At 40.6% G+C, this 26,329-nt stretch carries 31 protein-coding genes; 15 read left to right on the forward strand and 16 right to left on the reverse strand.

Going from position 1 to position 26,329, the window contains the following annotated elements:
- Positions 1-21 precede the first annotated feature (21 nt).
- The 5 genes from AQ505_RS27225 to AQ505_RS26345 form a co-directional block, all read right to left on the reverse strand.
- Positions 22-207, reverse strand: a complete 186-nt coding sequence (locus AQ505_RS27225; RefSeq protein WP_335337998.1) for an RES family NAD+ phosphorylase — start codon at positions 205-207, stop codon at positions 22-24.
- Entirely contained in the window at positions 186-449 is a 264-nt protein-coding gene (locus tag AQ505_RS26905) for an RES family NAD+ phosphorylase (protein WP_231635068.1), read from the reverse strand. The genes AQ505_RS27225 and AQ505_RS26905 overlap by 22 nt, the downstream gene beginning before the upstream one ends.
- Before the next feature lie 24 nt (positions 450-473).
- Positions 474-938: a type II RES/Xre toxin-antitoxin system antitoxin gene (parS, locus tag AQ505_RS10510; protein WP_062548143.1), complete on the reverse strand. Its 465-nt coding sequence runs from the start codon at positions 936-938 to the stop codon at positions 474-476.
- 140 nt (positions 939-1,078) lie between these two features.
- Positions 1,079-1,459: a GreA/GreB family elongation factor gene (locus tag AQ505_RS10515; protein WP_062548144.1), complete on the reverse strand. Its 381-nt coding sequence runs from the start codon at positions 1,457-1,459 to the stop codon at positions 1,079-1,081.
- A 218-nt stretch (positions 1,460-1,677) separates the two neighbouring features.
- On the reverse strand, positions 1,678-1,827 hold the full coding sequence (locus AQ505_RS26345; RefSeq protein ID WP_157262295.1) for a hypothetical protein: 150 nt from the start codon (positions 1,825-1,827) through the stop codon (positions 1,678-1,680).
- 536 nt (positions 1,828-2,363) lie between these two features.
- Between AQ505_RS26345 and AQ505_RS10525 the strand changes: the two genes are divergently transcribed.
- Entirely contained in the window at positions 2,364-2,543 is a 180-nt protein-coding gene (locus AQ505_RS10525) for a histone H1 (RefSeq protein WP_062548146.1), read from the forward strand.
- A 66-nt stretch (positions 2,544-2,609) separates the two neighbouring features.
- Positions 2,610-3,602 (forward strand): L-glyceraldehyde 3-phosphate reductase, encoded by a 993-nt coding sequence (mgrA, locus tag AQ505_RS10530; RefSeq protein ID WP_062548147.1) that lies wholly within the window; start codon positions 2,610-2,612, stop codon positions 3,600-3,602.
- Positions 3,603-3,670: 68 nt separating this feature from the next.
- Here the strand turns inward: mgrA and AQ505_RS10535 are convergent, their stop codons facing one another.
- Positions 3,671-4,813: a histidine decarboxylase gene (locus tag AQ505_RS10535; protein ID WP_062548148.1), complete on the reverse strand. Its 1,143-nt coding sequence runs from the start codon at positions 4,811-4,813 to the stop codon at positions 3,671-3,673.
- A gap of 161 nt (positions 4,814-4,974) precedes the next feature.
- On the opposite strand from AQ505_RS10535, the gene AQ505_RS10540 reads away from it, so the two are divergent.
- The 4 genes from AQ505_RS10540 (at position 4,975) to pncB (ending at position 9,164) form a co-directional block, all read left to right on the forward strand.
- Positions 4,975-5,445 (forward strand): Lrp/AsnC family transcriptional regulator, encoded by a 471-nt coding sequence (locus AQ505_RS10540; protein WP_062548149.1) that lies wholly within the window; start codon positions 4,975-4,977, stop codon positions 5,443-5,445.
- A gap of 8 nt (positions 5,446-5,453) precedes the next feature.
- A complete protein-coding gene (locus AQ505_RS10545) occupies positions 5,454-6,107 on the forward strand; it encodes a YceH family protein (protein WP_062548150.1) in 654 nt (217 codons plus the stop codon).
- A 101-nt stretch (positions 6,108-6,208) separates the two neighbouring features.
- Positions 6,209-7,948: a thiamine pyrophosphate-dependent enzyme gene (locus tag AQ505_RS10550; RefSeq protein WP_062548151.1), complete on the forward strand. Its 1,740-nt coding sequence runs from the start codon at positions 6,209-6,211 to the stop codon at positions 7,946-7,948.
- Between the two features lie 22 nt (positions 7,949-7,970).
- The gene (gene pncB, locus AQ505_RS10555) at positions 7,971-9,164 is read left to right on the forward strand and encodes a nicotinate phosphoribosyltransferase (protein WP_062548152.1); all 1,194 of its coding nucleotides are present in this window, start codon (positions 7,971-7,973) and stop codon (positions 9,162-9,164) included.
- A 73-nt stretch (positions 9,165-9,237) separates the two neighbouring features.
- Here pncB and AQ505_RS10560 read toward each other — a convergent pair whose 3' ends face one another.
- Complete coding sequence (locus tag AQ505_RS10560; RefSeq protein ID WP_062548153.1) at positions 9,238-9,819, reverse strand: PhnA domain-containing protein; 582 nt, start codon at positions 9,817-9,819, stop codon at positions 9,238-9,240.
- Between the two features lie 88 nt (positions 9,820-9,907).
- Positions 9,908-10,615 (reverse strand): aspartate/glutamate racemase family protein, encoded by a 708-nt coding sequence (locus AQ505_RS10565; protein WP_231635069.1) that lies wholly within the window; start codon positions 10,613-10,615, stop codon positions 9,908-9,910.
- 97 nt (positions 10,616-10,712) lie between these two features.
- Between AQ505_RS10565 and AQ505_RS10570 the strand changes: the two genes are divergently transcribed.
- The 3 genes from AQ505_RS10570 (at position 10,713) to AQ505_RS10580 (ending at position 13,447) form a co-directional block, all read left to right on the forward strand.
- Entirely contained in the window at positions 10,713-12,131 is a 1,419-nt protein-coding gene (locus tag AQ505_RS10570) for an aminotransferase-like domain-containing protein (protein WP_062548154.1), read from the forward strand.
- A gap of 29 nt (positions 12,132-12,160) precedes the next feature.
- Complete coding sequence (locus AQ505_RS10575) at positions 12,161-12,478, forward strand: hypothetical protein (protein ID WP_062548155.1); 318 nt, start codon at positions 12,161-12,163, stop codon at positions 12,476-12,478.
- 84 nt (positions 12,479-12,562) lie between these two features.
- On the forward strand, positions 12,563-13,447 hold the full coding sequence (locus AQ505_RS10580; RefSeq protein WP_062548156.1) for a DMT family transporter: 885 nt from the start codon (positions 12,563-12,565) through the stop codon (positions 13,445-13,447).
- 163 nt (positions 13,448-13,610) lie between these two features.
- On the opposite strand, the gene AQ505_RS10585 is transcribed toward AQ505_RS10580, so the two are convergent.
- Entirely contained in the window at positions 13,611-14,375 is a 765-nt protein-coding gene (locus AQ505_RS10585) for an arylamine N-acetyltransferase family protein (protein ID WP_062548157.1), read from the reverse strand.
- 70 nt (positions 14,376-14,445) lie between these two features.
- Here AQ505_RS10585 and AQ505_RS10590 point away from each other — a divergent pair, with 70 nt between their 5' ends.
- Positions 14,446-15,135, forward strand: coding sequence for a DUF2461 domain-containing protein (locus tag AQ505_RS10590; protein ID WP_062548158.1), 690 nt, complete (start codon positions 14,446-14,448; stop codon positions 15,133-15,135).
- Positions 15,136-15,137: 2 nt separating this feature from the next.
- Here AQ505_RS10590 and AQ505_RS10595 read toward each other — a convergent pair whose 3' ends face one another.
- Together AQ505_RS10595 and AQ505_RS10600 are read right to left on the reverse strand one after the other, a co-directional pair.
- Positions 15,138-16,577: an MATE family efflux transporter gene (locus AQ505_RS10595; protein ID WP_197286349.1), complete on the reverse strand. Its 1,440-nt coding sequence runs from the start codon at positions 16,575-16,577 to the stop codon at positions 15,138-15,140.
- Entirely contained in the window at positions 16,486-17,316 is an 831-nt protein-coding gene (locus AQ505_RS10600; protein ID WP_062548160.1) for a siderophore-interacting protein, read from the reverse strand. Before AQ505_RS10600 ends, AQ505_RS10595 begins: the two co-directional genes overlap by 92 nt.
- 161 nt (positions 17,317-17,477) lie before the next feature.
- On the opposite strand from AQ505_RS10600, the gene AQ505_RS10605 reads away from it, so the two are divergent.
- Positions 17,478-18,458 (forward strand): helix-turn-helix transcriptional regulator, encoded by a 981-nt coding sequence (locus AQ505_RS10605; protein ID WP_062548161.1) that lies wholly within the window; start codon positions 17,478-17,480, stop codon positions 18,456-18,458.
- A gap of 39 nt (positions 18,459-18,497) precedes the next feature.
- Complete coding sequence (locus tag AQ505_RS10610; RefSeq protein ID WP_062548162.1) at positions 18,498-18,854, forward strand: MmcQ/YjbR family DNA-binding protein; 357 nt, start codon at positions 18,498-18,500, stop codon at positions 18,852-18,854.
- A gap of 13 nt (positions 18,855-18,867) precedes the next feature.
- Here the strand turns inward: AQ505_RS10610 and AQ505_RS10615 are convergent, their stop codons facing one another.
- A complete protein-coding gene (locus AQ505_RS10615) occupies positions 18,868-19,578 on the reverse strand; it encodes a hypothetical protein (RefSeq protein WP_062548163.1) in 711 nt (236 codons plus the stop codon).
- A gap of 166 nt (positions 19,579-19,744) precedes the next feature.
- Between AQ505_RS10615 and AQ505_RS10620 the strand changes: the two genes are divergently transcribed.
- Positions 19,745-20,992: a carboxypeptidase-like regulatory domain-containing protein gene (locus AQ505_RS10620; protein WP_157262297.1), complete on the forward strand. Its 1,248-nt coding sequence runs from the start codon at positions 19,745-19,747 to the stop codon at positions 20,990-20,992.
- Between the two features lie 87 nt (positions 20,993-21,079).
- On the opposite strand, the gene AQ505_RS10625 is transcribed toward AQ505_RS10620, so the two are convergent.
- From AQ505_RS10625 to AQ505_RS10640, 4 genes are all read right to left on the reverse strand, one after another.
- On the reverse strand, positions 21,080-21,556 hold the full coding sequence (locus tag AQ505_RS10625; protein ID WP_157262299.1) for a hypothetical protein: 477 nt from the start codon (positions 21,554-21,556) through the stop codon (positions 21,080-21,082).
- A gap of 71 nt (positions 21,557-21,627) precedes the next feature.
- On the reverse strand, positions 21,628-22,836 hold the full coding sequence (punC, locus tag AQ505_RS10630; RefSeq protein WP_062548166.1) for a purine nucleoside transporter PunC: 1,209 nt from the start codon (positions 22,834-22,836) through the stop codon (positions 21,628-21,630).
- 70 nt (positions 22,837-22,906) lie between these two features.
- Complete coding sequence (locus AQ505_RS10635; protein ID WP_062548167.1) at positions 22,907-23,620, reverse strand: LytR/AlgR family response regulator transcription factor; 714 nt, start codon at positions 23,618-23,620, stop codon at positions 22,907-22,909.
- Positions 23,617-24,693, reverse strand: coding sequence for a sensor histidine kinase (locus AQ505_RS10640; protein WP_062548168.1), 1,077 nt, complete (start codon positions 24,691-24,693; stop codon positions 23,617-23,619). Before AQ505_RS10640 ends, AQ505_RS10635 begins: the two co-directional genes overlap by 4 nt.
- Before the next feature lie 199 nt (positions 24,694-24,892).
- On the opposite strand from AQ505_RS10640, the gene AQ505_RS10645 reads away from it, so the two are divergent.
- Both AQ505_RS10645 and AQ505_RS10655 read left to right on the forward strand, forming a co-directional pair.
- A complete protein-coding gene (locus AQ505_RS10645; protein ID WP_062548169.1) occupies positions 24,893-25,162 on the forward strand; it encodes a hypothetical protein in 270 nt (89 codons plus the stop codon).
- 180 nt (positions 25,163-25,342) lie between these two features.
- Positions 25,343-26,308, forward strand: coding sequence for a hypothetical protein (locus AQ505_RS10655; protein ID WP_197286350.1), 966 nt, complete (start codon positions 25,343-25,345; stop codon positions 26,306-26,308).
- Positions 26,309-26,329 lie beyond the last annotated feature (21 nt).

Below are 26,329 nucleotides of genomic sequence, written 5' to 3' on the forward strand. Positions count from 1 at the left end.
CGGCAGCCTGGATTTACCAGATTACAGCTTAATTCTTTTGTCGAACACAAATGGCTCAAACTTCAGTAATTTGATGAACTTGAAATCCGCATGGTTAGGGTTGAGGAGAAAATTTGATTCCGCTGATATAATGGAAGAGGGGACTTTCAATAGGGCCGTTTTTTCATTCCTGACCCAATTCTCCCCTAATTCCTGTGTATAAGACATGTTTTCAAAGAAAACCAGTTTTCTGGTAATGATTTCAAGGGGATACTGGCAATGGGGAGGTCATCCGGAATTTCAATCGTCATGACCTGGAAGGCACTGTTCAGCCCAAATTGACTCCGATGGACTACATTTTCCAGACAAGCCAAAGAACGTGATTCCGCTGTATAAATCATGGAAACATCATTCGGATTCCATCTTGCTGCGCGGCCTGAAGCGACTAATGAGCCAGCGTAATTGCTCAAACAAATGCGAAATACCTGCATAAATTAAGCGAGATCTCCGTGAGCAATTCTAATGAGCTCTTCTTCAATGAGACTGATGCCTGTAAAAGTGTCCATTAAATCAAAGGGAATTTGGTGGCCAAGCCCATAAGAAGGGGTATTGAGCCATTGGTGAAAAGCCTTTGCCCTGCCAAAGATTTCTATTCCTTTTTCAAATAGAGAAAAAGACTTTAAAAGTTTCTCGCTGAGGGAAGGATCTAATCTGGATGCATTAGAAGCGTAGTTCTGGATGGTTTTAACATTAGTTTTAAAGGTATCCTGGAACTCTTCCCTGGTAAAACCCGAAAGACTTAAAAAATCCAGTGCAGCTTTTGCTGATAAGCCTGATTTTGAACTCATGAGCAAGCTGATAGAATCGTTGTACAATGGCTGATAAGGGGCGATTAAAGCGGCCTCTGCAACAACAGATAGGGGTGTTTTATCTTTGTAAGGTTTTGAAGTGTTTGCCATAACCATAAATTTTATTCAATTCGAATATACGGAATTTTTTCCGGTAGCTCTGGAATATTTTCCATAAAAAAACCGCAATCCTGGTTTTGATGACCTTTCAGGTAAAAAATAGGAATGCGGTTTTTGATAAGCAGGGGAGTTTAGCTCATCCTTTTAACTTCCAGGATTTTAAACTCCTGAATGCCGTCAGGCATTTCCCAGTTGATAATGTCGCCTGTTCTGTAGCCAAATAAAGCAATGCTGATCGGAGCAAAAACAGATACCTTTTGCACCTTGATGTTTGCTTCTTCCGGCATTACAATCTTAAAGCTAAACTCTTTACCGGTTTTTGTATTGGCAATTCTAGCTTCAGATTTCAGACATACCACGTCTTCAGGAAGATCCTGATCTGCGTAGATCGTTGCCTCTTTGATCTCTTTTCTTAGTTTTTCTTTATTATAAGGACTCATGTTTGATTTGTCCAGGTGATCTTTTAATAGTTTTAAATCGCTTTTTGAAAGTGATAATGTTTTTGTTTCCATGTTTAAATGTCTTAATGTAATGATTGATGATTAATTCCTTAATAAGATACAGGGAGGCAAACTGATGTTTACGAATTATCACACCTTAAGAGGTGTAATTGCTTAATATAAAAAAGAAAATACACAATCGCTTGCTATTTCCTTAAATTATAAAATAACGAAAATCATCAGAAGAAAAATGCCCCTGAACCGAAGAGTAGAATGAAATGATTCGGGGCTTAGTTAATAAAGTCTTTACTGCTGATTTGATAAGTAAAGCCGAAGGGATAGTTTTCCCTGAAGAACCTTTTGAACAGCGCATAGGCTTGCAGCTGACTCTTATTATAAGTCATTAAGGTTGCCTGATGTATGCCTGTTCTTTGTTTCATTATTGCTAATCTCGGTAGGTTTTTTATTAAATCAAAGGAAAAATGGATTTATCTTAGTATTAAGGGCTTTAATTGACATTGGTGTTATTGTTCTAGCTGATTTGCTGAATATTTCTGCAGTTATCCTTCATTATGCTCCCGGATGGCTGATGAGTTCTGCAAAACATCTCGAGCAGCCTTAAGGATATTTGCTGATTGGCCTGGTAAAACATAGGAATTGGTCTAGCATATACACCGGTTTCCTGCTGAAACATGAGGATGATTCTTGCAAAATATCCTCATGTTTCTAGTGCAAATTCTGAGGTCTGAAGCTGGAAAAAAAAGCCAGATATTTGGCAGTAGCAGTGTCGAAATTCAGCGTTACAACACGCTTTTTGGGCGGTTAATAATGTCGGAAAGCCGAATAAATTGGCCCTTATAGGCGCTAATAAGACCGAAAAAAGTAAGATTTAACAGAAAAAACGCAATAGAATGGAAGTTATGTACGTTTATTTCCAAAATAATATATATTTGGCCACAAATTAAATATTTAAAACATGGAAAAATTTTCAAAAGTTAAAGAATTATTAGCTTCTATTGAAGCTGACGCTGAGAAGTTTTATAATGCAGGAAACAGTGCTGCAGGAACTAGAGTACGTAAAGCTATGCAGGATTTAAAAGTTCTTGCTCAGGAAATTCGTTCTGAAGTAACAGAGAAAAAAAACAGCGAAAAATAATATCGATTTATTCGAAAAGCAGCAGCACCATCAACCGTGCTGCTGCTATTTTACCTCCCCATCATTATGCCCTATACTGCCGCCCCTAACAGATATACTCAAATGCAATACCGCAGATGCGGAAACAGTGGACTGAAGCTACCAGCCATTTCTCTTGGCTTATGGCATAACTTCGGTCATGTGGATCAGCTGGAAAACTGCAGTGAGATTTTAAAACTGGCTTTCGACAATGGAGTTACCCATTTTGACCTTGCTAATAATTACGGTCCGCCTCCAGGATCTGCAGAGGAAAATTTTGGTCGCTTGCTGAAAAGAGATTTCGAAGGATATAGAGATGAAATGATCATTTCTTCTAAGGCAGGATATACAATGTGGGATGGACCTTATGGAGATTGGGGTTCCAAAAAATACCTGGTATCCAGCCTGGATCAAAGTCTGAAAAGAATGGGCATGGAGTATGTCGATATTTTTTACCATCACCGTCCGGATCCGCAAACGCCACTAGAGGAAACAATGGCAGCATTAGACCTGATCGTACGTCAAGGAAAAGCATTATATGTCGGGATATCTAATTACCAGGCAGAAGAAGCTGCCGAAGCGATGAAAATCTTAAAACGTTTGGGCACACCATGTCTGATTCATCAACCTAAATACTCCATGTATGAACGTTGGGTAGAAGGAGGTTTGCTGGATTTACTAGGCAATGAAGGTATAGGATGTATTCCTTTTTCACCGCTCGCTCAAGGGATGCTGACCAATAAATACCTGAAAGGGATTCCTGAAGATTCTCGTGCAGCAAAGTCGCATGGCGCATTACAGCAAGATCAATTGACGCCTGAAAGATTGAAACAGCTGAATGCACTGAATGCAGTTGCGGAAAGCCGTGGACAAAAACTGGCACAAATGGCCTTGTCATGGATTTTAAAAGATGAACGCATTACCTCCGTATTGGTGGGCGCCAGTAAAGCTGAACAGCTTGCGGATTCTTTAAAATGTTTGAACAACCTTGATTTCAGCACAGAAGAACTACAGAAAATTGAGCAGATTTTAGCCTCTTAGTTAGTACGAGGCATAAATCATTAAAAGAAGCTGTCTTAAATAGCAATTCAAGACAGCCGCTTTATTTTTTATAGGGTTAGTGCTGCGGTCAATTCTATTTCCGCTTGTAAATCCTGCACAAAATCGTCAATCTGTGCCTTGGTTACCCCAGGCATACAGATCACGTGACTATTGCCATCTTCGGTAGCAATCTGCCATTTCTGTCGCAATGCGATAGAAGGCGCTGGGAATACCACCGTTAAGGCAGAGGGATTAGTCCATGCTGGTACGCCAATATTATTTAGGCTTTTTACCGTATAGGCTGCGGTTTCCAGACATTCCAAAGCGCGTTGCTTTAATCCTTCTTTTCCCAGTTTTTTAAGCGCATACCAGATGAAAATAGGGCTGTGACCATTTCTGCTACCCGTAATCGTAGTGTCTACGGTGCCGATATATGGAATCGCTTTTCCAATCCTGTCTTTATAATTCTTTTTCACCAATACCAACCCGCAAGGGATAGGAGAGCCGATAAATTTATGTCCGCTGATGGCCATACTGTCGGTCCCATGGTTAAAATCAAAACCTGGTTTTAAATTCAGTAAAGCACTATAAGTGCCAGCTAAAGCAGCATCACAATGGATATAATGATTTTTAATCGCTTGCCTGCGGAGGATTTGCTGAATTTGCTGCAAATCATCTTTTGCTTCCATCATCGTGGTGCCAATATTGGCCAGAATGATCACCGGCTGATCCCTGTGCATTTGTACCATCGCATTCAAATCCTCGTAATCCATCTCCCCATTTTCTTGAGTTCTGATCACGATGCTGCGCAGATTGAGCAGCTGTATGTTCTTTTGAACACTATAATGTGTGGCTTCAGAATAATAAACGATGCCATTAGGATAGAGTTCCCTGGCCACGTAAAGGCCATATAAATTTCCTTCAGAGCCACCATTGGTCACATAACCCCACCAGTTATTTGCTGGTGCATGGAACAATTCAGCAAAAAACTCCAATACTTCCAGCTCCAGAGAACGCGAATTCAGATCGTAAGTAGATTCTACCCATGGATCGCCCACATTGTTTAAAGGCAGTTTTAAAAGTGGATATAATTCTGAATAATCAAAATCTTGTGCAATTGGGTAACCGATGAAGTGCTTGGCACGCTCTTCAGCGAGTTTCATATAAGCGCTTAAACGCTCATTATCTTTAGTATTTAATGGAGTCTTCATGGGTAGTCATGATATTTGGTTTTTAATCCTTCAAAATTAGATAAGTACCATATTATTTCCTTTGCTTATCTGATATTCAATAAAAAATACTGTTATGGATACATTATACAGTAAAAACCACCATATTTGTGGCTTGCTGGATCCTATTTCAGCAAAATACTATGATGGAGAATTTAGATAAGCTCGACACCAGGATATTAAACATCCTGCAAAAGGACGCTTCTTTAAGCACAAAAGACATTGCAGGGGAAATCGGCCTAAGTATTTCCCCCACTCACGAGCGCATTAAACGACTAAAATCAGCAGGATATATAGAGAAATATGTAGCGCTGGTAAACCGGGAAAAGCTTGGAAAACACCTGCTGGTGCTTTGTACCGTAACTTTAAAAGAACAATCCATTGCTACCTTAAAAAACTTCGAGGAATCAGTAGTGCAGTTTAAGGAAGTGCTGGAAGTTTTGTGTATTGCCGGCGGACAAGATTATCTGCTAAAGATTGTAGTAGATGATGTAGACGATTACCATACTTTTGTGGTTACTCATTTATCTTCACTTTCAAATATTTCTACGTTAAGCAGTAGTTTTGTGTTAAAAGAGATCAAAAGAGAAACGGCATTCCACCTTATTTTCTAACTTTAGGCATGGAATCAATACAAACTTTGCCCGAATTAAACGCAGAGGAGCTTCGTGTGCTAGGCGTTTTAATGGAGAAATCTAAAACTACCCCTGAATATTACCCAATGACCATTAACAGTCTGACAGCAGCCTGTAATCAAAAGACCTCAAGGAAACCTGTGGTTCAGTATGACGAACAGACTGTGGTACTGGCATTGGATACCCTCAAAAGAAAAGGATTGATTTCTACGGCTACCGGAGGATCAAGCCGCAGCATTAAATACAAGCATAACTTCGCGATTGTATTCCCGGTAACGCCTCAGGAAGTCGCTATTCTTTGTCTATTAATGCTGAGAGGCCCTCAAACTCCAGGAGAGCTAAATACCAATTCCGGTAGATTGTATGAATTCGAATCTTTGGAAGAAGTACAATCCGTATTGGAACGTTTAACGGATGCTGAGCCTCCTTACGTCATTCAATTGCCGAGAAAAGCCGGACAAAAAGAAATGCGTTACGCACATTTACTTTCTGGTGCACCTGATTTAAATGCAGAAGACTCAACAGAAGAAGCCGCTCAAAAAACGAACTCAGATCTGGAAAACCGGGTGCTGAAGCTCGAAACAGAATTGGACGAATTAAAGACCGCTTTTGCTCAGCTGATGAAGGAACTGATGGGCTAAAATCCCATTCCGCTAAAACTATCAACAAAACCTGGTGTTATCCTTTTATAACATCCATTTCCTATTGATCTGTGATGTTATGATCCTAAAAACATCATATTATGTCAAAAAAAGTAGCAGAACAATTGGTGGAAATGCTTGTTGAAGCAGGTATTAAGCGTATTTATGCCGTAACGGGCGATAGTTTAAATGAGCTAAATGATGCGGTAAGACGCAACGATAACATCCGCTGGATCCATGTGAGGCATGAAGAAGCAGGGGCTTATGCTGCCGCTGCAGAAGCAGAATTGCATGGCCTTGCGTGTTGTGCCGGCAGCAGCGGGCCTGGTCATGTGCATTTGATCAATGGCTTATATGATGCCCATCGTGCAGGTGCCGCCGTTTTGGCAATAGCCTCTACTTGCGCAACTACTGAATTCGGTTCCGGTTATTTTCAGGAAACCAATACCACCAAGCTTTTTGATGATTGCAGTCATTACAATCAAATTGCCACTACTCCCGCTCAGCTGCCGAGAATGACACAGGCAGCTTTGCAGCATGCCTTTCACCATAAAGGGGTGGCCGTTCTTGGTTTGCCCGGTGATGTGAGCAGTATGGAGGCAGTCGAAAATATGTCCGCAGATAAAACGTATTTTTCTAAAGCAAGTATCTGCCCGGCAGAAGAGGAGCTGTTAGCACTTTCCCGCCTGATCAATACACATAAAAAGATCGCGATATTCTGTGGAATCGGTGCTGTCGAAGCACATGATGAGGTCGTTAAACTTGCAGAAATGCTTAAAGCTCCTGTAGGTTACTCTTTCAGGGGTAAAATGGGAATCCAGTATGATAACCCTTATGAAGTAGGGATGACCGGCCTCCTTGGTTTGCCGTCTGCCTACCATAGCATGCACGAAAGTGACCTGGTGATTTTATTAGGCACAGATTTCCCTTACGTTCCCTTTATCCCACAGGATAAAATTTTAGTACAAATCGATAGTAAACCTGAACGCCTGGGTAGGAGAGCCAAGCTGGATATGGGGCTGCATGGAGATATCAAAACCAGTTTAAATGCGCTATTTCCATTATTAGATACCAATACCGATGATAGTTTTCTGGCCGCACAATTGAAAGTTTATGAAAAAGTAAAAGAACATTTGAATACTTATGTAGCGGATAAAGGGGAAAAGGATGCGATTCATCCCGAAGCCGTTGCTTTTGAAATTAATAAACTGGCTGCTCAAGATGCTATTTTTACGGTGGATACCGGAATGTGCTGTGTTTGGGGTTCCAGATACATTGATGCGACAGGAAAACGTACAATGCTGGGTTCGTTTAATCATGGTTCTATGGCAAATGCGATGCCTCATGCCATCGGTGCTGCTTTATCTAGTCCAGAACGACAAGTTGTAGCGATGTGCGGAGACGGTGGGTTGTCGATGATGCTAGGAGATTTAGCTACCATCAAACAATATAACCTACCTATTAAATTGATCGTTTTCAATAACAGGTCTCTGGGCATGGTAAAATTGGAAATGGAGGTAGCAGGACTTCCGGATTCGGAGACGGATATGGTTAATCCGGATTTTGCATTAGTAGCTACCGCGATGGGCATTAAAGGGGTGACAATTGATGATCCTAACCAACTGGAAGAAGGGATGAAAGCCGCATTTATGCACGATGGCCCAGTGTTAGTCAATGTGATGACGGATCCGAACGCAATGGCGATGCCACCAAAAATTGAGTTTAAAATGATGAAAGGAATGGCACTCACCATGACTAAACTGATGTTGGGCGGCAAGTTTGATGAAGTACTGGATACGGTGAAATCCAATTACAAACATTTAAAAAGTATCATAGATTAAAGCTTAAATTTGTGTTCGATTTATGATCCAAATACACCCAACTACCGCCCTTACCTCTATCCTTGACAATGATTTTTATAAAATCACCATGCAGCAGGGGGTGATCCGTCTGTTTCCGGCAGCAAAAGCAAGATATAAGTTCATCAACCGTGGAAAACATTCTTTTCCAGAAGCATTTGCGCAGGCTTTAAGAATCGCAGTGGACCAGATGGCTTTATTAAAGCTGACTAAAGAAGAGAAACGTTTCCTGCAGGTCAGCTGCCCATATCTTGATCCGGTATATCTGGATTTCCTGGAAGGTTACCGTTATCAGCCCGAGGAAGTACAAATCGAACAGCATGGAGATCAGCTGGAAGTACGCGTAGAAGGATTGTGGTATCGAACGATATTGTGGGAAGTTCCTCTAATGTCCTTGATTTGCGAACTGTATTATGTGCTGAATGGCTCGCATAGGATCAGCAATGAAGAAGTGATGCAGCTGACTGCACAAAAAATAGAAAAATATAAGGCGCTTGGCGTAACCGTAGCCGAATTTGGGACGCGAAGACGGTATTCTTATCAGGTGCACCGTTCGGTTTTACAAGCTTTAAACGAATTTGGCAGCGGATCATTTATTGGAACCAGCAATGTGCACATGGCAATGCTCTACCAGACCAAGCCAATTGGAACGCATGCTCATGAATGGTTTATGTTTCATGCTGCGAGATATGGGTTTAAAATGGCCAATGCTATGGGATTGGAACACTGGGTGAACGTATACCGTGGAGATTTAGGGATTGCCCTTTCTGATACCTATACTACAGAGGTGTTTTTTAGTCAGTTCGACAAGATGTTCTCCAAGTTGTTTGATGGTGTCAGGCACGATAGTGGTGACCCGCTGCTGTTCGCAGATAAAGTTATCAATCACTATCAGAAAATGGGAATTGATCCTAGATCCAAGACGATCATTTTTTCTGATGGCCTTAATTACGATAAAGTGGAAAGGATTGCAGCGCATTGTCAGGGAAAAATAGGGATGTCTTTTGGAATAGGCACCAATTTAACCAATGATGCTGGACCAGCACCCATGAATATCGTGATTAAAATGACTGAAGCACAGCCTAAAGATGGAGAATGGACGGAAGTGGTGAAGCTGTCTGATGAGCATGGGAAATATACCGGCACAGAAAGAATGATTAATCTCGCGAAAACGATATTGCAGATTGAAGATTTTTAGCTTCGATATTATTAAAACAAAAGCGCGCTGCAATTATTTTTGCAGCGCGCTTTTTATTGGAGCTTAAAAAAGCTTAAGCACCTTGTTTTCTAGTATATTTTGTTAGGATCACAATCACTTGTCCTTCAATTTTTCCTTCAATCTGATCTGTATTGTCTTCTACCAGACGGATATTCTTCACTACCGTACCCATTTTAGCATTTAAAGTTGAGCCTTTCACATCTAAAGATTTCGTCAACACAATAGAATCACCTACCTGAAGCAGGGCACCATTGCAATCTTTATGAAGTTCAGCAACGGAATCGTTGTCAAGATCGGCAGCTTTAGCCCAAGCCAGACGGTCTTCCTCAAGATACATCATGTCCAGGTTGTCCATTGCCCAGCTTTCATTGCTTAAACGGTTCAATAGGCGCCATGAAACCACCTGTACTCCAGGAACCTCAGACCACATACTGTCGCTTAAACACTGCCAGTGCTTACTGTCTAATTCTTCTCTTTTTTCAATTTGAGCCAAACATTTATCACAAATCAAGATACAGTTGTCGGCAGTATTTGCAGTTTGAGGAGGAACTTCGTATACTTTAAGCGTTTCCGCGGATTGGCATAGTTCACATTTGTTTTCGCTTCTACTCAGTAATTGTTCTTCCAGTTTCATTGTCCTTATGTTAAAAATGTTCTTGTAATTGACTCAAAGTCGCGAAGATAATTAATTTAGACGGCAAACTGGCTTTACAGTATTAATGTTAGCTGCTAAGGGCAAAATCTACCGCCGCCTGCGCATGAATCTTCGTGGTGTCGAAAACAGGAACAGAAAGATCTTCGGCTTTGATCAGTAAAGGGATTTCGGTACAGCCCAGTATAATACCCTCAGCCCCCTGATCAATTAATTCCTGAATAATCATGAGGTATTGTTTTTTGGTCTCTGGGTTTAAAATACCGCTTCCCAACTCATATCTAAGGGTCTCTTCTATGTAATCTCTACGTTCCTGACTTTTTGGAATGATGGGTTCAATACCATTTGCAATCAGTTTGTCTTTATAGAACCCCAATTCCATGGTGTAAGTGGTACCAATCAGACCTACTTTTCTTAAACCTACCTGATGAATCGCGTCAGCTACGGCACTGGTGATGTCGATCAGCGGCAGCTGGATCTTTTCAGCAATACGATCTGCAACAATATGTGCGGTGTTGGCGCAGAGCACAATTGCTGCAGCACCAGCTTTTTTCAGCTCTTCAGCGGCCTCCAGCAATAACTCGTAGGTGGCTTCCCAATCATAATCTGCATTGTATCTTTGGAAATTATCGAAATTCACAGAACTAATCAGACATTCCGCAAAGTTCAGCCCACCGAGTTTCTCATTAATGCCTTCATTCAGGTAGCGGTAATAATCCACCGTAGAAGTCCAGCTGATTCCGCCTACAAGGCCTACTTTTTTCATCTTACTTTTCATTGTAAACATTTAAAATGAGTATTGATTTTTTTCCATAAAAGTAAATAGCTTTGTTCGGCTGTAACAGATACAAAAACTGACTATTTAACTATAACAGATGAAGACCTTTCAATATCTTAGCCTTGCTGAAGAGCTGGAAAACAGGATTAACCAGGGAGTTTACCCGATTGGAGATCAGCTGCCTTCTTTACGTTTATTGGGTTCTGGTTTTAAGGTCAGCATTGGTACGATGTTAAAAGCCTTGAACCTGTTGATCGATAAAGGGCTGGTTCTGGGTAAAGAACGCGCCGGTTACGTCGTTTTGAGAAAATCAGTGATTGAAACTCCCTTGGCAAAAGGCCTCCGAAAAGTTGACGAATTGGATCAAAGTCCGTTCAATATGATCGAATCCATGAGCCCGGTTGGATCGCTGGAACAAAAAGGAGTATCGTTTTTCAATGCGGTATTAGACCTGCAGTTGCTGCCTTTAAACGCGATCAGAAGAAGTCTTCAGCAGGCCTCCAGAGATTTAACGGGTGCACACCTGCTATATGAACAGCCAAATGGGAATCCATTATTGAGGAAAGAAATCGCAAAGCGATCCTTTCGCTGGCATGGAGCGGTTACTGCCGATGAGATTGTCATCACTAACGGTACATTGGAAGCTGTAGGCTTATGTTTGCGTGCGGTGACCACAAAAGGTGACAAAGTGGTGGTACAGACGCCATTTTATCATGGAATTCTGCAAACCATAACTGCCATGGGCCTTCAGATTTTAGAATTGCCAGGTGATACTTTAACAGGAATTGATGTGGAGGAATTAGAAAGAATATCAGCGAATCATCAGGTAGCAGCCTGCGTATTGATCTCAAATTTCAACAATCCCAATGGAGCGGTCATGCCAGATCAGAAAAAAAGAAATTTGGCCGCATTTGCAGCACGCATGAAAATTCCGGTCATCGATGATGACATTTACGGGGACCTTCATTTTGAATCGGAAAGGCCTGCAAACATTAAAACCTACGATCAGGAAGGCTGGGTGATGCTCTGTAGTTCTTTCTCTAAATCGGTGGCTCCGGGTTATCGGATCGGTTGGTGCGCAGTAGGAAGATTTACTGAAAAGGTGATTAAACTGAAAGCATTAACGAATGTCGCTACGGCCAGCGTAGTTCAGCTGTCTCTATTGCAATTACTAACCAGTGGTGCGTATGATCGTCATTTGAGAAAACTAAGACCTGTTTTACATCGCCAGATGCTGCTGACGGTTCAAGCTATCGAAAAGTATTTTCCTCAAGGAACGAGATTGAGCAGACCTTTAGGTGGGTTGGTGCTTTGGCTGGAGCTCCCGGAAGGTGTAAATGCGCTTAAACTGCAGCAGCAAGCTTCCCGGGAGAATATTCAAATTGCCCCCGGCCCCATGTTTTCCAGTAGAGGGGATTATCCCAATTATATCAGGATGAGTTACAGTAATATCTGGAATGAAAAAGTAGAAACTGCATGGAGAAAACTTGGGGAACTGGTTAAAGCTCAATCATAACCTGCCAAATATTTCTAGCTTTTAAAAGCATGGTCTCTAAATATAAACTAAACGTGCTGATCAAAAAGAATAGGATTCCCGTCTGGGTCGTTAAAAGTAAAGCGGGTTTTGTGCTGCCAGAAGATTTACCCAAGAATAGGTTTATGTTTAAAATGGCTGGGATCAATGGAGCGCTTTCCTTATCTGTCAATGTGCTGGTGATGTTCCTGGTACAGCTCAATGTGCCGGAAGGTTATGGTTTCGATGGCACCTTACTCTCTCTGATTGTGGGAGTTGTGGCCGCAGTGCTTACGATCTTATCTACGCTCTGGCCGATAAAAAGAGTGAAGGCGATTGGCATTTTTTAACTTGGTATATGTTGTATATTTGCGGGAAAATTCTGTAAATCAGGCTTGAAACTGGTCTGCAGGAATCTTAAAGCAATTGAAAACATGAAGGTTAAAGGGTATATGCTGGCCGCCATTTCAGCCATTTCTTACGGGCTAATTCCGTTATTTATTTTGCCTGTAAAAGCGAGTCATTTCTCGCTGGATACTACTTTGTTTTATCGTTTTTTTATCGCGGCAATGTTCATTTTAGCCTACCTGATTTATAAGAAGGAAAGTTTGAGGGTAAACCGCTCAGAATTTATGATTTTGCTATTGCTTGGGCTTTTCTACGCGGTTTCCGCAGAGTTTTTATTTATGGGCTACGATTATTTGTCGCCGGGAATTGCATCCACCATATTATTTGTTTATCCGGTGATGGTCGCGCTGATCATGACGTTTTTCTTCAAAGAGAAAATTACGGTGCTCACGGTGCTTTCACTGGTCATTACCATTGCCGGAGTCATTGCATTGAGCGCCAAAGATGGTGCTTTAGCTATCAATTTACCGGGATTGTTGATTACCTTAGGGAGTGCTGCTTTTTATGCCATGTATATTGTGGTGGTTAATAAGGCTAAAATCAATGCTTCCGGATTTAAGATTACTTTTTACTCCTTGCTATTTTCTTCGGTTTTTTACTGTATAAAAATACTGATCATGAAGGAACCTCTACTGATCCCTAATATAGAGCTGTTTTTTAACTTTACGGCATTTGCATTTGTAACAACCGTGCTTTCTATGTCGGCTTTAGTATATGCGATAAAAAGTATTGGATCAACGCCGACTTCCATTTTAGGCGCCTTAGAACCAGTGATGGCAGTAGCAGTGAGTGTCGTTTTATTTCATGAAATCCTGACTTCCAGTTTAATGATCGGAATTGCGCTGATTCTAACTGGCGTAATGATCAATATCATATCAGAAAGTGTAAAGGAAAAGGCAGTTGCTTCCTGATTTTATTTTACGGTGCTGACGCTAGTCAGTGGGGCTGTGATCAGTATTTTTAGGTAATGATTGATCAACAATTAGGCGGTAACTGGGTTGGAAAAGTAAAGTAGGAAGATTTACCTGTCAGGTGAATGTGGACTGGATTAAGGGGGGTCAATAAAACCCGGAGCTAGATTTTAATATGGAAGTATTGCTGAAGCTTCATTTCAAACTCCTGAGGATCGAAAATTAAGATTTCTTCCTTTCCTTCAGTAGTAATTTTCAGCTGTTGATCTGTTAAAGTAATTCTTCCGTCTTTCCTAAGTATAGAGATCATTCTATTTTTTGTAAAATGAGAGTCGATGCTGATTTGATGATACCTGCACATGTCCTGGAATTCGTAAAAATCCCTTTTTGTGGTTTTAAATAGATACTGTGGACTTAATACTCCATCATTTACCATATTGATGCTAAGGTAGCCGTCCTCCATTTCCTGAAACAAGAATTGCCCAAAATGATCATCCAGGAGCAATTGTTTTTTAATTTCCAGTGGAGCTAAAGAAAACTTTCCAAAGCCTACATCCACCAGATACTGTCTTTGATCTATAGTGGCAATGATGGCTAAATGATCATATTCCTGTCCGAATTCACCATTTTTTGTATGCACTCTTCCAGAAATAAGTTTTACCTCAAAACCCAGCTCTTTAAGTAACTCGTAGAACAAGCCATTTAATTCATAGCAAAATCCACCTCTGTGGTTTGATATGATCTTTTCAAAAATGGCATCCAGGTCAAGTTTAATCTCTTTTCTATAATGAATATCCAGATTTTCGAAGGGTATACTTAACAAATGTGCTTTCTGCAGACTGAAAAGCGTCTCCCGGTTTAGCGCTATGTTTTTATGGAAACTAAGTCTTTTAAGGTACGCTAAGCTAAAGTTTTCTGAGTTTCTCATGTCCAAACTTAAATATTTTATGAACTTTACGCAATCATTATGGTTATCTAAGATCTGAAATTACATCAATATGAAAATGACAAGCCGAATATTCCCATCCAACCTTACTTTTTTAAACAAGCTGAAGAACCACAATGACAGGGATTGGTTCCATGCCAATAAAGAGGAATTTCAAGAAGAGCAGGCGATGGTAACCGCTTTTGCAGAGGCATTACTTCAGGATCTGAATACTCATGATGTGATTGAAACGCCTTCAGGAGCGAAAAGTGTGTATAGGATTTATAGAGATACGCGTTTTTCTAAAGATAAAACGCCTTATAAAACACATTGGAGCGGTAGCTTTAAGCGTTCCGGCAAACACCGCAGGGGCGGTTATTATTTCCATATCGAACCCGGTAACACTTTTATCGGCGGTGGTTTTTGGGGGCCAAATGCGAATGACCTAAAACTGATCAGGGAAGACTTTTCCTTTGATGTTGCGCCGATGAGGAAGATCTTAAACGATACGGCTTTCATTTCTACCTTCAAAACGCTGCAGGGAGAACAGTTGAAAACCAGTCCAAAAGGATTTGATGCAAATGATGAGGCGATTGATCTTTTACGTTACAAACAGTTTTTATTGCTGAAGAAATTTTCTGATGAAGAAGTGTTAAGTCCGGATTTTCTAAAAGAGGCTGGCCAAACCTTTAAAAATATGCGCCCATTCCTTGATTATATGTCTGAAGTGCTGTGCACCGATATCAATGGTCTGGACGCATAAGATTAATCAAAGGCAGGAATGCGGCGGTTCAATTTTCTCCTGCTTTTTCTGATCGTAAAAAGAACGAGCAGGAAAATAAACCAGTCAATCAATGCGCTGGCCCAGTAAATACTGCTCACATCGTAGTAAGCAGGAATGATGAGCATGATCGGAAGGTAAAGTGCTGCCTGTCTTAAAATGCTAATCATACTGGCTGGCCTAGCTTCTTTTATGGATGGCAGCCATACCATGGCCATGAATATAAATGGCAGCGTAAGGAGCACACTCATGTAAATTCTGAAATCAAGTAGCTGGGTAACTGTAAAAACTTCATCTGGAATCATCACTGAAAGCACACCAGAAGGATATAGCATCACCAATATCCAGAATGGCAATAAGATCGCCAGTCCAGTAAAGGAAAATAAAAGATAGGATTTATTGACGCGATCGTATTGTTCGGCACCATAATTCATACCTGAAACTGGCTGTAAGGCCCTCATCATTCCCCAGATTGGCGTATTGAGTAAGATGTAAAAACGGTTGACGGCTGTGTAAAACGTAATGTCGTCCGCTTTCCCATATTTGCTGAGGGCATTAAATACGACTACATTTTGTATCACGATCATGACCATCATGATAAAGGCAGGCATGCCTAATGCCAGCGTTTCTTTGATGATTGCTTTATCTGGTATCAGCGACCAGAATTTAGTTTTGAAGGAAGAACGGCCAGTGCTGTAGTACCAAATTCCTAAAAGGGTATAAACGATCATAGCGGCATTGGTGGCCCAGGCTGCGCCCGATACACTGTTTCCAAATGCTTTGATCAGCACTGGTTTTAAAGCTACATCTACGATTAAACCGACAGCAATCATCCAGGCTGCGGTTTTCATTTTACCTTCGGCACGTATCATCATGTTGAGGGATAGGCCATTAATCCAGAAGAAACTTCCCAGTACGGTCACTTGAAAGTATTCCGTCGCTAGACTGGCAATTTCTCCCCGTCCGCCCATGAGGTAAACCAGTTTATCCGCAAATATATAGGCGGGAATGGTTAGGATAATCGCGAAGAGCAGGGAGAGAAAATTGACTGATCCTAAAGCTTTATACAGCTTTCCTAAGTCTTTAGCACCTATCCAGATGCTCAATGCGGCGCCGAGGCCAGTCCCGATCAAACTGCCAAGACCTTGCGCAAATTGTGCCAGTGGGTAAGCAATGCCGACTGCCGCTAAGGCATTTTTACTAATCATGTGTCCTACAAAAATGCCATCCAGGAAATTGTTCATGCCATAAAGTACCATGGCTAAGACTGCTGGCCAGGACATCTGCCACATGACTTTAGGAAGATGTCCCTGGAGTATAGTTTGCTGCTGCTTATCCATGTGCTGGAATTGAATCTTTCTCCTGGTGTCTTTCTTTGCTGGATTTGTCCTCTGCTGCACCTGCTTTCCAATAGGAGTAGGCATACAGTTCTTCCTGTTTCCAGTTTTTCTCTTTTCTGAGGTAAGCTCTGATGGCTTTTACAGAAGAGAATTCTGCAGCGACATAACCAAATCTGGAGTGTTCAGGCAAGGCTTGCTCCCTGATAATTTCCGGTAATTTGCTGCCTTTTTCAGGTGCTGGATTATGCAGCCAGATAAAATCAATTGATGCTTTAGTGGCTAAAAACTGTTCATCTTGAGGGCCATGTACTTCGATGATGCAGACTCCTTTTGCCGCTGCGGGGAGGTCTTCCAAAATTGCCCCTAAGACAGGGATGGCTGTGGCATCACCCACTAATAAGTAATGAGCTGCCTGCTGGTAAAGCTCAGATTTTCCATTGTGCATCAATACACCCAATACCGATCCTTCCTTGGCCCTTATAGCCCAGGCAGAGGCAGGCCCCTCATCCCCATGAACTACAAAATCAATCCATATTTCATTTGCAGTCAGGTTTATACCCCGATGGGTGTAAGTACGAATGCTTGGTCTTACTGATTCTTCCGGCTGAATCCATTCCGCTTTCTGGAAATCAAAATCTGGGAAATGGATTTTATGTACATCAGGGGCTGGGATCAGGATTTTGTTGTTTACGCCAACAGTGGTATTGCCCAGAAGGGAGATATCCGGACCGGTCAGGTATATTCTGAGATAATGTGGACTCAGATATTCCTTGCGGGTAACTTTTAATTCTGCTTTTATGGCTTGCAATGCTATTTTACTCATGATATTGATTCGTTTTTTTTATTTATCCAATTAGTAATTATTACTTATGTAGATTCATTCTAAATAATGTTTACCTTTGCGAAGGTATACCTTTCCACTGATCCGGAACCTACGTGTAATGGAGTAAAAAAGCCGTGGAAAGGAATAAATGATGAAAACTTATGACTGTCAGCTTATATGCATCTGATCTTCCTGAAATGATCTTAAAAAGGGAGTATCCTGAGTCTTTTGACTCAAAAGAAGGGGGCTTAACAGAGCACTGCTTTCATTTAGACAATGCTTTGGGGAAAGGCTTCTATAAAGAAACTTATTTTGAAGGTGTTCACATTGGCTATGGGGATATTTCCCTGGCGAAAAACACGTTGATTCATTTTAAAAGCGAATTAGAAACCGTAGAAATGCATTTTACTTTGAGTGGACGAACAGCTGCCCATTCAAAAAATGAAAGCGAAAAAATCAGTTTTGAGTCCCAGCAGCACAACATTATTTATGTAAATGGGATGGAAGGAAATATGGAATGGTCAGAAAAGGAATTAAAAGTATTTGAAGTCAATTTATCTCCTTTCTTCTTCAGAAAATACCTGCCTGAGGATTCGCAGCATTTCAGGCAATTTAAAAAAGCAATGGACAAAGGATTTTCCAGTTTGCTGTGTCCGAGTCATAACCTGATTAATTTACAAATGCACGAGGTCATTAGGGAAATGATCCATTGCGAGCGCAAAGGAGCATTTAAAAAGATGTTTTTGGAAGCTAAAGTGATTGAGCTGTTGCTCTTGCAGATGGAACAGCTCTCCGCAAGCGATCAGCAGCCTGCAGGACTAAAAAAAACAGATATAGAGAAAATATATGCGGTCAGGGAGTTGATCCTGACCAATTTAACACAGCCATGTTCGCTGATTGAGCTTTCTCATAAAGTAGGTACCAATGAGTTTTTACTTAAGAAAGGGTTTAAAGCACTGTTTGGAACTACTGTTTTTGGCTTCTGGAATGATGCTAAAATGGAAGAAGCCAGAAAAATGCTCCTACATCAGGAAATGAAAATAAATGAAGTTTCGGATGCTATTGGTTATAAGAATCCACAGCATTTTTCAGCCGCATTTAAACGAAAGTTTGGTGTGGTTCCAAGTAGTCTAATAAAATAGGGCAGTAAATGTGTATAATATTTATATTTGATATTAAATATGAACATAGAAGAATTACGGGATTATTGCCTGCAGAAGCCGGCAGCTACAGAGGGTTTTCCTTTTGGTGAGGATACTTTGGTTTTTAAAGTAGGAGAGAAAATATTTTTACTCTGCAGTTTATCTACAGGCAATCGGTTTAATGCGAAATGTGACCCGGAAAGGGCCATAGAATGGCGGGAACAGTATGATGAAGTACTGCCAGGTTACCACATGAATAAAAAACATTGGAACACGGTTTTTATGGATGGTAGATTGACAATGAGACAGCTGCAGGAATTGATAGACCATTCCTATGATTTGGTACTGAAGAGCTTGCCAAAGAAAATACAGGAAGAAATCAGGGCTTTAGTGTAACTAACAGCTGATTTCAGAAATCAGCTGAGCCTAATATTAATTTCATCATTAAGTTCTTCGATTGATCGGATTTATCGCTGTTAACTGTGGTATTGGTATTGCCAAAAATGTCATTGACTGATTTGATATCGAACAGTTTTTTTCCACTTTCATCAACAACACTTTTCTTTTCATTTCCAAAAATATCGGTATCAGTTTTTATCTTAAGCATGGCTTGTCCATTGCGGTTTATTACCGTGATGTTTTCATTTCCGAAAATATCGGTAGATCTCTTAATGGAACCTATTTGCTGGCCATTATTATCGGTTACAGTTTTCGTTTGATTCCCGAAAATATCGTTTGTTTTTTTAACTGAACTGATTTCATTTCCATTTGCCCCGCTGACGTGTTTAGTCTCATTTCCAAAGATATCAGTCGTCGTTTTTATCGTAGTGGTACTCCGTTCCTGTTCGTCGAAAATTTCTACTTTATCGTTTCCGAAAATGTCTTTAGATTTTTTAATAGATTGAATCCTCTCTCCATTTGGGCCGGTGATGGTTTTTATCTTGTTTCCAAAAATATCTGTAGAATGCTTGATGATTGCAATGTCCCTTAAAAATTGGTCTTTATGCGTTTCAATGGTATCACCAAAGATATTTACAGTTTTAGAAATGCTATAAGTTTGCGCCCTGACGCTAAGAAATCCTGTGATGAAAAACAGGAGGGTAAATAGTGTAATTTTCATATAGATAGGTCATTTGTGTGTCTCACTAAGATACAATGATTATTAGAAAAATTCAATGGAAAGCAGGCATACTACGTTAACGAATGTTAAATTTCCAGACTAAGTCCTGAATCTCTGTAAATTTGTTTCTCTCAATCCACAGCAACTGTATCCTTAAATCTACTCCATGCATGTCAATTTCTATATTAAAACTGGGATGTTCCTGCTTTTTCTGATATTCAGTGGTCCGCTGCTTTCTGCCCAGACCTCAGGGAAAATTACGGGGATTGTTCAGGACGAAGATGGTAAGGGTTTTCCGGATGTTAGTTTACGGTTGGGTAGGGAAAGCGCCACGATGAGCAATGGTGAGGGTGGTTTTAGCCTCCGGATTCCGGCAGGAAAAGAAGACACGCTAAAGGTTGCTTATATTGGATATAAAACCCTGCTGATTCCTTTTTTTATGCTGAGGGAGGGAATGGTCATTCCAATGAAACCTAGCATAAATCAGTTGGAAGAGGTGCGTATTTCCATCCTCAATGGGGAGCAAATCGTTCGAAATGCCATCCAGCACATCCCGGATAACTATCCCCTAAGTCCTTTTGAAGCCAATGGGTTTTACCGTGAGGTCGGGAAGCTGGATTCGAGTTATCTTTCTTTTGCAGAGGCAGGACTACTGGTCTTTAACCAAGGATACGGACACCGCAAATTAAAGGATCAGCTCAGTATTCTGAAAGAAAGAAACTTAAAAAAAGTGGGGGTAAATGCGGTGAAAAATCCTTTCGGCACTGCATTGAAAGGCGTTCCTTATGTGGTACTGAACAATGACTTGTTGAAGCATCCTGGAGCAATATTGGGAAAGGATTTCATTAAAAAGTATGATTATACAATTGCCGGCTCAACGATAGTAGAGGAAGAAGAGGCATACCTGATCAATTTTGATCAAAAGAAAGCAGTAAATGAAGCCCTTTATCAAGGAACAATGGTGATCATCAAGGGCAGTTTTGCTATTGCCTCGGTAGACTTTAGACTGAGTGAAAAGGGGAAGGTGTATGCGAAGCCAGATATACCACTATTACAAAGGCCAATTTTGAGCTTGCTCGGCTATCATTTTGAGAAGAAAGAAGAACAGCTTTCTTTGAGGTATTATAAAATCAATGAAAAGTGGTACCCTTATTATTATCACATTGCTACCAGCCATCGGGTTAGGGCACGTAAGCAAAAAATCAATGCTGAACTGTCTGTTTCCGCGGAGTTGTTTATTTCTAAGGTCAATGGTGCTAACAGATCGGCAACTAATGCATTAAAAGTAATGCCAGCTGACTACAGCTTTCAGCATTTAGTGGACGATTATCAGGACGATTACTGGAAAACTTTTGATAACATTAAACCTGAGCAGTCGCTGAAGAGACTGATTGATCAGCAGGCAAAGCTTTAAGCATTGAACTTTTCATAATTCAAAAGTTGCTGCCAGCTGATCAATGGTGTATCCTGTTCAGGAAAACTATAGCTTCTATTTAAGAAATTATTCCTGCTGTAAAATAGGACTGGTTTTCCCGGCAGTGGTTTTCAGTAATACCCAGTGTTTTTGATCGTCTTTTTCCAGTTTATATTGCTGATCTTTCGAGCTGTAGCTATCTTTTTCCGATGCAGTAAGTACGATAGAAGGATTAAATTCGGAGGCAAATACCTCTGCTTGTTTTTGATCTGCCGCAAATAACAGGAATCCTGCAAGTGTGCTGTTTGTCAGGTCTTTTAGCTTGGTTGTTAATTCAAAAGGGCGGATACATTCTTGTTTTAGTACCGACCAGCTATAGCCGGCAGATGCTTTACATCCGTGTTCATCCTGATCTCCGCCAACCCTGTGTTTGGCAGTAGTGTCTGAATGGATCGCTGCCATTGAATCCTGTTTGTCAGTACTGCTGCTGCTCAATTTTGAGGAGTTGCAGCTGAACAGGGCCAGAGTCATTATTGAAATTCCAAAAGTGTACAATGTTTTCATAAAGCGTTGTTTTTTAGGGTTGAATAGTTTAGTAAACAACAGTTTTACGACTTTGTTTTGCTGAAGCCTGCTTACCTGTGGGCAACACCTTTTAAGCTCAGCTTATAGCCGATGTAAACCAATGGAATGGTACAGGTCATCACAATGGTAGTCGTTAATAATGCATCTTTTGAAAACAAGGAGACTACTGCACTGGCTAAAAAGCAAATGCCCAATTGAATGGTGTTTTGCAGGCCAGCTGCTTTTCCTACGCTATTTGGGAACAATTTTAAAGCTTCTGCAACCACGATTGGATAGCAGGCGCCATTCGTTAATGCCATTAAGCAAAACGGGATTAACAAAATGGTTAAAGTTGGTGTAATTGAAATGGTAATTAAATAAAGGAATAGGCAAGAGGCTGAGTATAGGATCAGTAAATAAGGAAGTAACTTTTTTCCCTCTATTTTGCTGGAGAGGCTTCGATAGCCATACCCACCAATCAAAAAGGCAATGGTTTGAGGGAAAAAGCTAAAGCCGATTTCACTTTCATTGTAGCCAAGTTCCTTTAAAAAGAAGGGAGAACCCGTTAGCCAGGCAAAAAAAGCGGCGGAGCAAAGGGCGTAAAGCAGTACATTCCCTAAGTATTTTTTAGATTTCAAAAGAGACCAATAAGTTTGATCAGCTGCAGCACTGGCTGTTTTACTGTTGCTATCAGCCGTTTTTTTCTCCTCTTTTATTGTCAACGTATATAAGATGAGCAGCAGGGAGATGAATGCGAGCGCGATAAATATTGATCTCCAGCCAAAGTAATTGAGCAGGAAGGCGCCAATTAGTGGTGCTAATGCAGGCGATAATGCCACCAGTGGCATAATTGAAGCAAATATTTTGTTCGTTTCTTCTTTAGGATACCTTTCAATCACTAAAGCCTGCCAGCTTACGGCGGCGGCACAAACACCAATCGCCTGGACTAATCTGAGCAGGAGTAAAACCGATATACTTGCTGTAAAATAAATGCCTAAAGAGGAAATGGTGAATATACCGAGTCCCATAAGGACTGTTTTTCGCTTACCAACTTGATCAGAGATAGGGCCCCATAATAATTGCGCGATACCGTATCCTGCCAGGAATAAACTCAATGTGCCACTGATGCTGCTTTTGCTGCTGCCTAAATCTATGCGCATTTTATCAAATGCAGGTAAGTACATGTCTGTGGCTAAAAATCCTATAATGCTTAGTCCTGCGAGGTAGATAAAAAATAGAAAACTGTTTTTGTGATTTGTAGAGGAAATCTCATTTTTCATGACAGCGCAAAGGTAAGACAAAAGCTAGTCTGGCTCATGTCATAATTGATCACGGTAATCATGCATTTCATTATAGGAGGAGTCCACCTCCATACTTGTCGAAAAAGTCGTGCTTATAGACTTCTCCGATCGGTATTTCGAATTCATCGATATAAATCGTATGGTTGTCAAAGGAATCGATAAAGCTTACGTTCACTACATAAGATTTACTCACTCTCAGGAAAGTACTGGCAGGAACTTTTTGGTGTATATTTTTTAGGTTCATGGCCGTGATTAACTTTTCCTTTTGCGTGTAAATGACTACATAATCTTTAAGTCCTTCAATAAATCTGATGTTTTTAAAGTTTATTTTGTGGTATCTCCGTTCTGATTTGATCATCAGAAAATCTTCATTACTTCCTTCAAAGGTGTTCTTTGCACTCTCTGTAAGCAACTTTTTATAAGTCAGGCTTTTGAGAATTGCTTTTTCGAGCCTCCTCGGCTCAATGGGCTTTAACAGGTAATCTAAAGCATCCAGTTCATAACTTTTTAAAGCATATTGTGCATAAGCAGTGGTGAATATGAGGAGCGTTTGACCCGATATCTGAGCGGCAAAGTCCAGCCCATTTAATTTGGGCATTTCAATATCGAGAAAGATCAGGTCAACAGTATTGGTTTTCAAAAAATCTAAAGCAGACAGGGCATTTGAAAAAACACCGCTGACTTCCAATTCAGATAATTCCCTGACCATGATCTGCAATTCCTCCCTGGCTAATGGCTCATCATCTACGATTATACAGTTCATACTGGAATGGTTAAATTTACTGAATATTCATGCTCATCAGACGTTTGAGCAAGGTGATATTGCTGCTGATAAAGCAGTTCCAGCCGTCTTTTAATATTACTCAGCCCTAATCCACTGTATTTTTGATCTGCAATTACTTCATCATTGTTTTTAGAATTAGTACAGCTGAAATATAAGCTGTTCTGCTGAATATTGATTTCAATATGAATATAGGCCTCCTTTCCACTGATGTCGACGCTATGTTTTACCGCATTTTCGACAAATGTGGTAAACAGATTGGGTGGAATAAACACACTTCTGGAAGCTAGCTCGGCAGCCTGGGTATTGATCTGGAAACTGAAATTGTCTCTTCTGATCTTTTCCAGGTTTAAGAAATTGGAAATGAAACTGATCTCAGAAGTCAAAGCAGTATTTTTCTCATTATTTTCGTAGAGTTGATACCTTAGAAATTCGGAGAGTTTGAGGATGACTATCGAAGCCTTTTCAGGGTTTGTCCTGATGAGTGCTTTGACATTATTCAGCATGTTAAACAAAAAATGTGGATTAATTTGGTTCTTCAGTTCGTTCAGTTCCATCTGGAGGGTCAGCTCATTGAGTGCGGAAATCCTATCGTTGTCATTGATCCACCTTTGCAGGAGCTTCACCGTGGTGGTGAGCAGGATGATGGGGATGGTGATCATCGCACCTTCATAATAACTTTTGGTTCTGTGGTAATTTTTTTGGAGCTGCAGGTTTCGATGTGACTCTATGATTTCCAGGATATATCCTGTGCAAAAGAGGCCCGTAAGGACCAGGGCGATCAGCAGTAGCAGGTAGGTAACATATCGGGCTTTAAAGAAAAATATTGGAACCAGCACGTACATATTGACATAGAACATCACGATGAAAACCGTGTATATACATATCAAACGTTGATATCTGTAAATTCCTGAGAACTCATTTGAAAAATCAGAATAATAGAACAGCATAAAAAGTCCGATCAAAAAACCTGCATGACGTAAAAACCGATAGCGGTCTTCAGAGAGGAAATTGATGATCTGTTTGTTCTTGAGCTCTGGTGTCTGGCAATTCATTGGCTAAGGATTTTATGTAAATCACAAAGGACAAAAGTAAAGTATATCTGGCTGCCACGAGGATAATTATACCAAACCGGTTGTTTATTATATCAAATTTTACCGGGCGCTGGGTTTGGTATAATAAACAACCGGTTTGGTATAATAAAACAATAGCAATCCAAGTATTTTGTTGCTTTGCGACTCATTATTCAAATCTATGAGTGTGGAGAAGTTCCAGAATTTAGCCGAACAGATTGTAGCCTGCCCTTGGTTAGGAGCAGATCAGCAGGAAGAAAAAATAACTCAGATTGCCGACCTGTGCCGCTTTATTTCCAGCTATAAACCATCGATCGATATCGAGGATGCGTTCAGTCATAAAATTAATGTCATCGAGGACGAGGGGATCAGAAAGGGCGTCCTTTTTTGTGATTCCAAAGGTTTAACGCTCGGGCATTTGATTTTTCACTCTTTAATGCTGTGGCCTTAAAAGCCTTTAAAACCAAGGCAAGTATTGAGGAATTATGGATAGTTTTTATTGAGGATAAATGGAGTAGAGCGGAACATCAAGCTACCAATATCCCGGAAAAAAGAAGCGTTGCTTCCTTTTATGATAAAATATTCTGTTTCGATTTCTTTCAATCTAAAATTCACGCCATAAAATAATTATATGCCTGTTTATAATAAAGCGACATTAGTGTTCAGTGTTTTAATCTTATCAAATGTAATCGGCTTTGCTCAGAAAAGAGACAGTATTCCTGAAAAAGCAAAGGCTTTTATTGCCGATAAATTTCCTATGGCCAGGGCGCTCAATCTGGAATATAATCTGGTTAGCCCATACTGCTATACTTCGAAGTTTTTCGGAACAGCGCAGCCTGAAGGCAAGGTAGAAAGCCTGTATCAGCTAAAGGCCAGTGTCAATATCAATTTCATTACGAGTAAACAATGGTCGTTGGGAACGATATTGGGTTATCGTTACGTTTCTGCAAAGTTGGAAAATACCCAGGAAAGAAAAGATTTTCATTACCATTCCGAATCACTCAACCTCAGTCGCTACTCCAAACTTTTTGGCAAAACAGCCATTTATACAGCTAGTGCTGTGGTGGATGGCTCCGAACGGCATTTTGAGAGGCTGAGGGGGGTGCTAACGGCTACTTTGGTACTGAAAGCGACCAGAGCAACACAAATGACATTGGGGTTGATCGGGTTTGTCGATCCTGGAGCACTGGTTCCTGTTGTACCTTCCTTTAGTTATAAACATCAGTTCAATGGTGGCTGGATTGCAGATGTGATTTTGCCAAAGGGCCTGCTACTGCGGAAAAATGTGCTGGAGAACGGCCGGGTCTCTGTTGGCACTGAGTTGGAAAATACATTTTTCTACCTGTATGGCCTGGACAATACGGGTAAAACTTACAGTTTGAATCAGATGGAAATCAACTCCGGACTCACCTATGAACATTACCTTGGGAATTCATTTGTAGCCACATTCAGGACAGGGATGAAAAATGTGGTTGATGCCAAGATATTTGAAAAAAGTGAGGCGCAGCGCGATTACATTTTTAAGGCAAGTCCTGAACCCTCACTTTACTTTAATGTGGGATTATCTTTCAATCCTTTCGGCAAGAAAAAGAAATAATAACTGATCAATAATTTATAT

This window comes from Pedobacter sp. PACM 27299 (assembly GCF_001412655.1).
In the GTDB taxonomy this organism is placed as follows: Bacteria; Bacteroidota; Bacteroidia; order Sphingobacteriales; family Sphingobacteriaceae; genus Pedobacter.

What these genes read in the sequence shown, in the direction of transcription:
- AQ505_RS27225 (WP_335337998.1), bottom strand. Translation starts at nt 207, where the DNA reads ATGTCTTATACACAGGAATTAGGGGAGAATTGGGTCAGGAATGAAAAA.
- parS (WP_062548143.1), bottom strand. Translation starts at nt 938, where the DNA reads ATGGCAAACACTTCAAAACCTTACAAAGATAAAACACCCCTATCTGTT.
- AQ505_RS10515 (WP_062548144.1), bottom strand. Translation starts at nt 1,459, where the DNA reads ATGGAAACAAAAACATTATCACTTTCAAAAAGCGATTTAAAACTATTA.
- AQ505_RS26345 (WP_157262295.1), bottom strand. Translation starts at nt 1,827, where the DNA reads ATGAAACAAAGAACAGGCATACATCAGGCAACCTTAATGACTTATAAT.
- AQ505_RS10525 (WP_062548146.1), top strand. Translation starts at nt 2,364, where the DNA reads ATGGAAAAATTTTCAAAAGTTAAAGAATTATTAGCTTCTATTGAAGCT.
- mgrA (WP_062548147.1), top strand. Translation starts at nt 2,610, where the DNA reads ATGCCCTATACTGCCGCCCCTAACAGATATACTCAAATGCAATACCGC.
- AQ505_RS10535 (WP_062548148.1), bottom strand. Translation starts at nt 4,813, where the DNA reads ATGAAGACTCCATTAAATACTAAAGATAATGAGCGTTTAAGCGCTTAT.
- AQ505_RS10540 (WP_062548149.1), top strand. Translation starts at nt 4,975, where the DNA reads ATGATGGAGAATTTAGATAAGCTCGACACCAGGATATTAAACATCCTG.
- AQ505_RS10545 (WP_062548150.1), top strand. Translation starts at nt 5,454, where the DNA reads ATGGAATCAATACAAACTTTGCCCGAATTAAACGCAGAGGAGCTTCGT.
- AQ505_RS10550 (WP_062548151.1), top strand. Translation starts at nt 6,209, where the DNA reads ATGTCAAAAAAAGTAGCAGAACAATTGGTGGAAATGCTTGTTGAAGCA.
- pncB (WP_062548152.1), top strand. Translation starts at nt 7,971, where the DNA reads ATGATCCAAATACACCCAACTACCGCCCTTACCTCTATCCTTGACAAT.
- AQ505_RS10560 (WP_062548153.1), bottom strand. Translation starts at nt 9,819, where the DNA reads ATGAAACTGGAAGAACAATTACTGAGTAGAAGCGAAAACAAATGTGAA.
- AQ505_RS10565 (WP_231635069.1), bottom strand. Translation starts at nt 10,615, where the DNA reads ATGAAAAGTAAGATGAAAAAAGTAGGCCTTGTAGGCGGAATCAGCTGG.
- AQ505_RS10570 (WP_062548154.1), top strand. Translation starts at nt 10,713, where the DNA reads ATGAAGACCTTTCAATATCTTAGCCTTGCTGAAGAGCTGGAAAACAGG.
- AQ505_RS10575 (WP_062548155.1), top strand. Translation starts at nt 12,161, where the DNA reads ATGGTCTCTAAATATAAACTAAACGTGCTGATCAAAAAGAATAGGATT.
- AQ505_RS10580 (WP_062548156.1), top strand. Translation starts at nt 12,563, where the DNA reads ATGAAGGTTAAAGGGTATATGCTGGCCGCCATTTCAGCCATTTCTTAC.
- AQ505_RS10585 (WP_062548157.1), bottom strand. Translation starts at nt 14,375, where the DNA reads ATGAGAAACTCAGAAAACTTTAGCTTAGCGTACCTTAAAAGACTTAGT.
- AQ505_RS10590 (WP_062548158.1), top strand. Translation starts at nt 14,446, where the DNA reads ATGAAAATGACAAGCCGAATATTCCCATCCAACCTTACTTTTTTAAAC.
- AQ505_RS10595 (WP_197286349.1), bottom strand. Translation starts at nt 16,577, where the DNA reads ATGCCTACTCCTATTGGAAAGCAGGTGCAGCAGAGGACAAATCCAGCA.
- AQ505_RS10600 (WP_062548160.1), bottom strand. Translation starts at nt 17,316, where the DNA reads ATGAGTAAAATAGCATTGCAAGCCATAAAAGCAGAATTAAAAGTTACC.
- AQ505_RS10605 (WP_062548161.1), top strand. Translation starts at nt 17,478, where the DNA reads ATGACTGTCAGCTTATATGCATCTGATCTTCCTGAAATGATCTTAAAA.
- AQ505_RS10610 (WP_062548162.1), top strand. Translation starts at nt 18,498, where the DNA reads ATGAACATAGAAGAATTACGGGATTATTGCCTGCAGAAGCCGGCAGCT.
- AQ505_RS10615 (WP_062548163.1), bottom strand. Translation starts at nt 19,578, where the DNA reads ATGAAAATTACACTATTTACCCTCCTGTTTTTCATCACAGGATTTCTT.
- AQ505_RS10620 (WP_157262297.1), top strand. Translation starts at nt 19,745, where the DNA reads ATGCATGTCAATTTCTATATTAAAACTGGGATGTTCCTGCTTTTTCTG.
- AQ505_RS10625 (WP_157262299.1), bottom strand. Translation starts at nt 21,556, where the DNA reads ATGAAAACATTGTACACTTTTGGAATTTCAATAATGACTCTGGCCCTG.
- punC (WP_062548166.1), bottom strand. Translation starts at nt 22,836, where the DNA reads ATGAAAAATGAGATTTCCTCTACAAATCACAAAAACAGTTTTCTATTT.
- AQ505_RS10635 (WP_062548167.1), bottom strand. Translation starts at nt 23,620, where the DNA reads ATGAACTGTATAATCGTAGATGATGAGCCATTAGCCAGGGAGGAATTG.
- AQ505_RS10640 (WP_062548168.1), bottom strand. Translation starts at nt 24,693, where the DNA reads ATGAATTGCCAGACACCAGAGCTCAAGAACAAACAGATCATCAATTTC.
- AQ505_RS10645 (WP_062548169.1), top strand. Translation starts at nt 24,893, where the DNA reads ATGAGTGTGGAGAAGTTCCAGAATTTAGCCGAACAGATTGTAGCCTGC.
- AQ505_RS10655 (WP_197286350.1), top strand. Translation starts at nt 25,343, where the DNA reads ATGCCTGTTTATAATAAAGCGACATTAGTGTTCAGTGTTTTAATCTTA.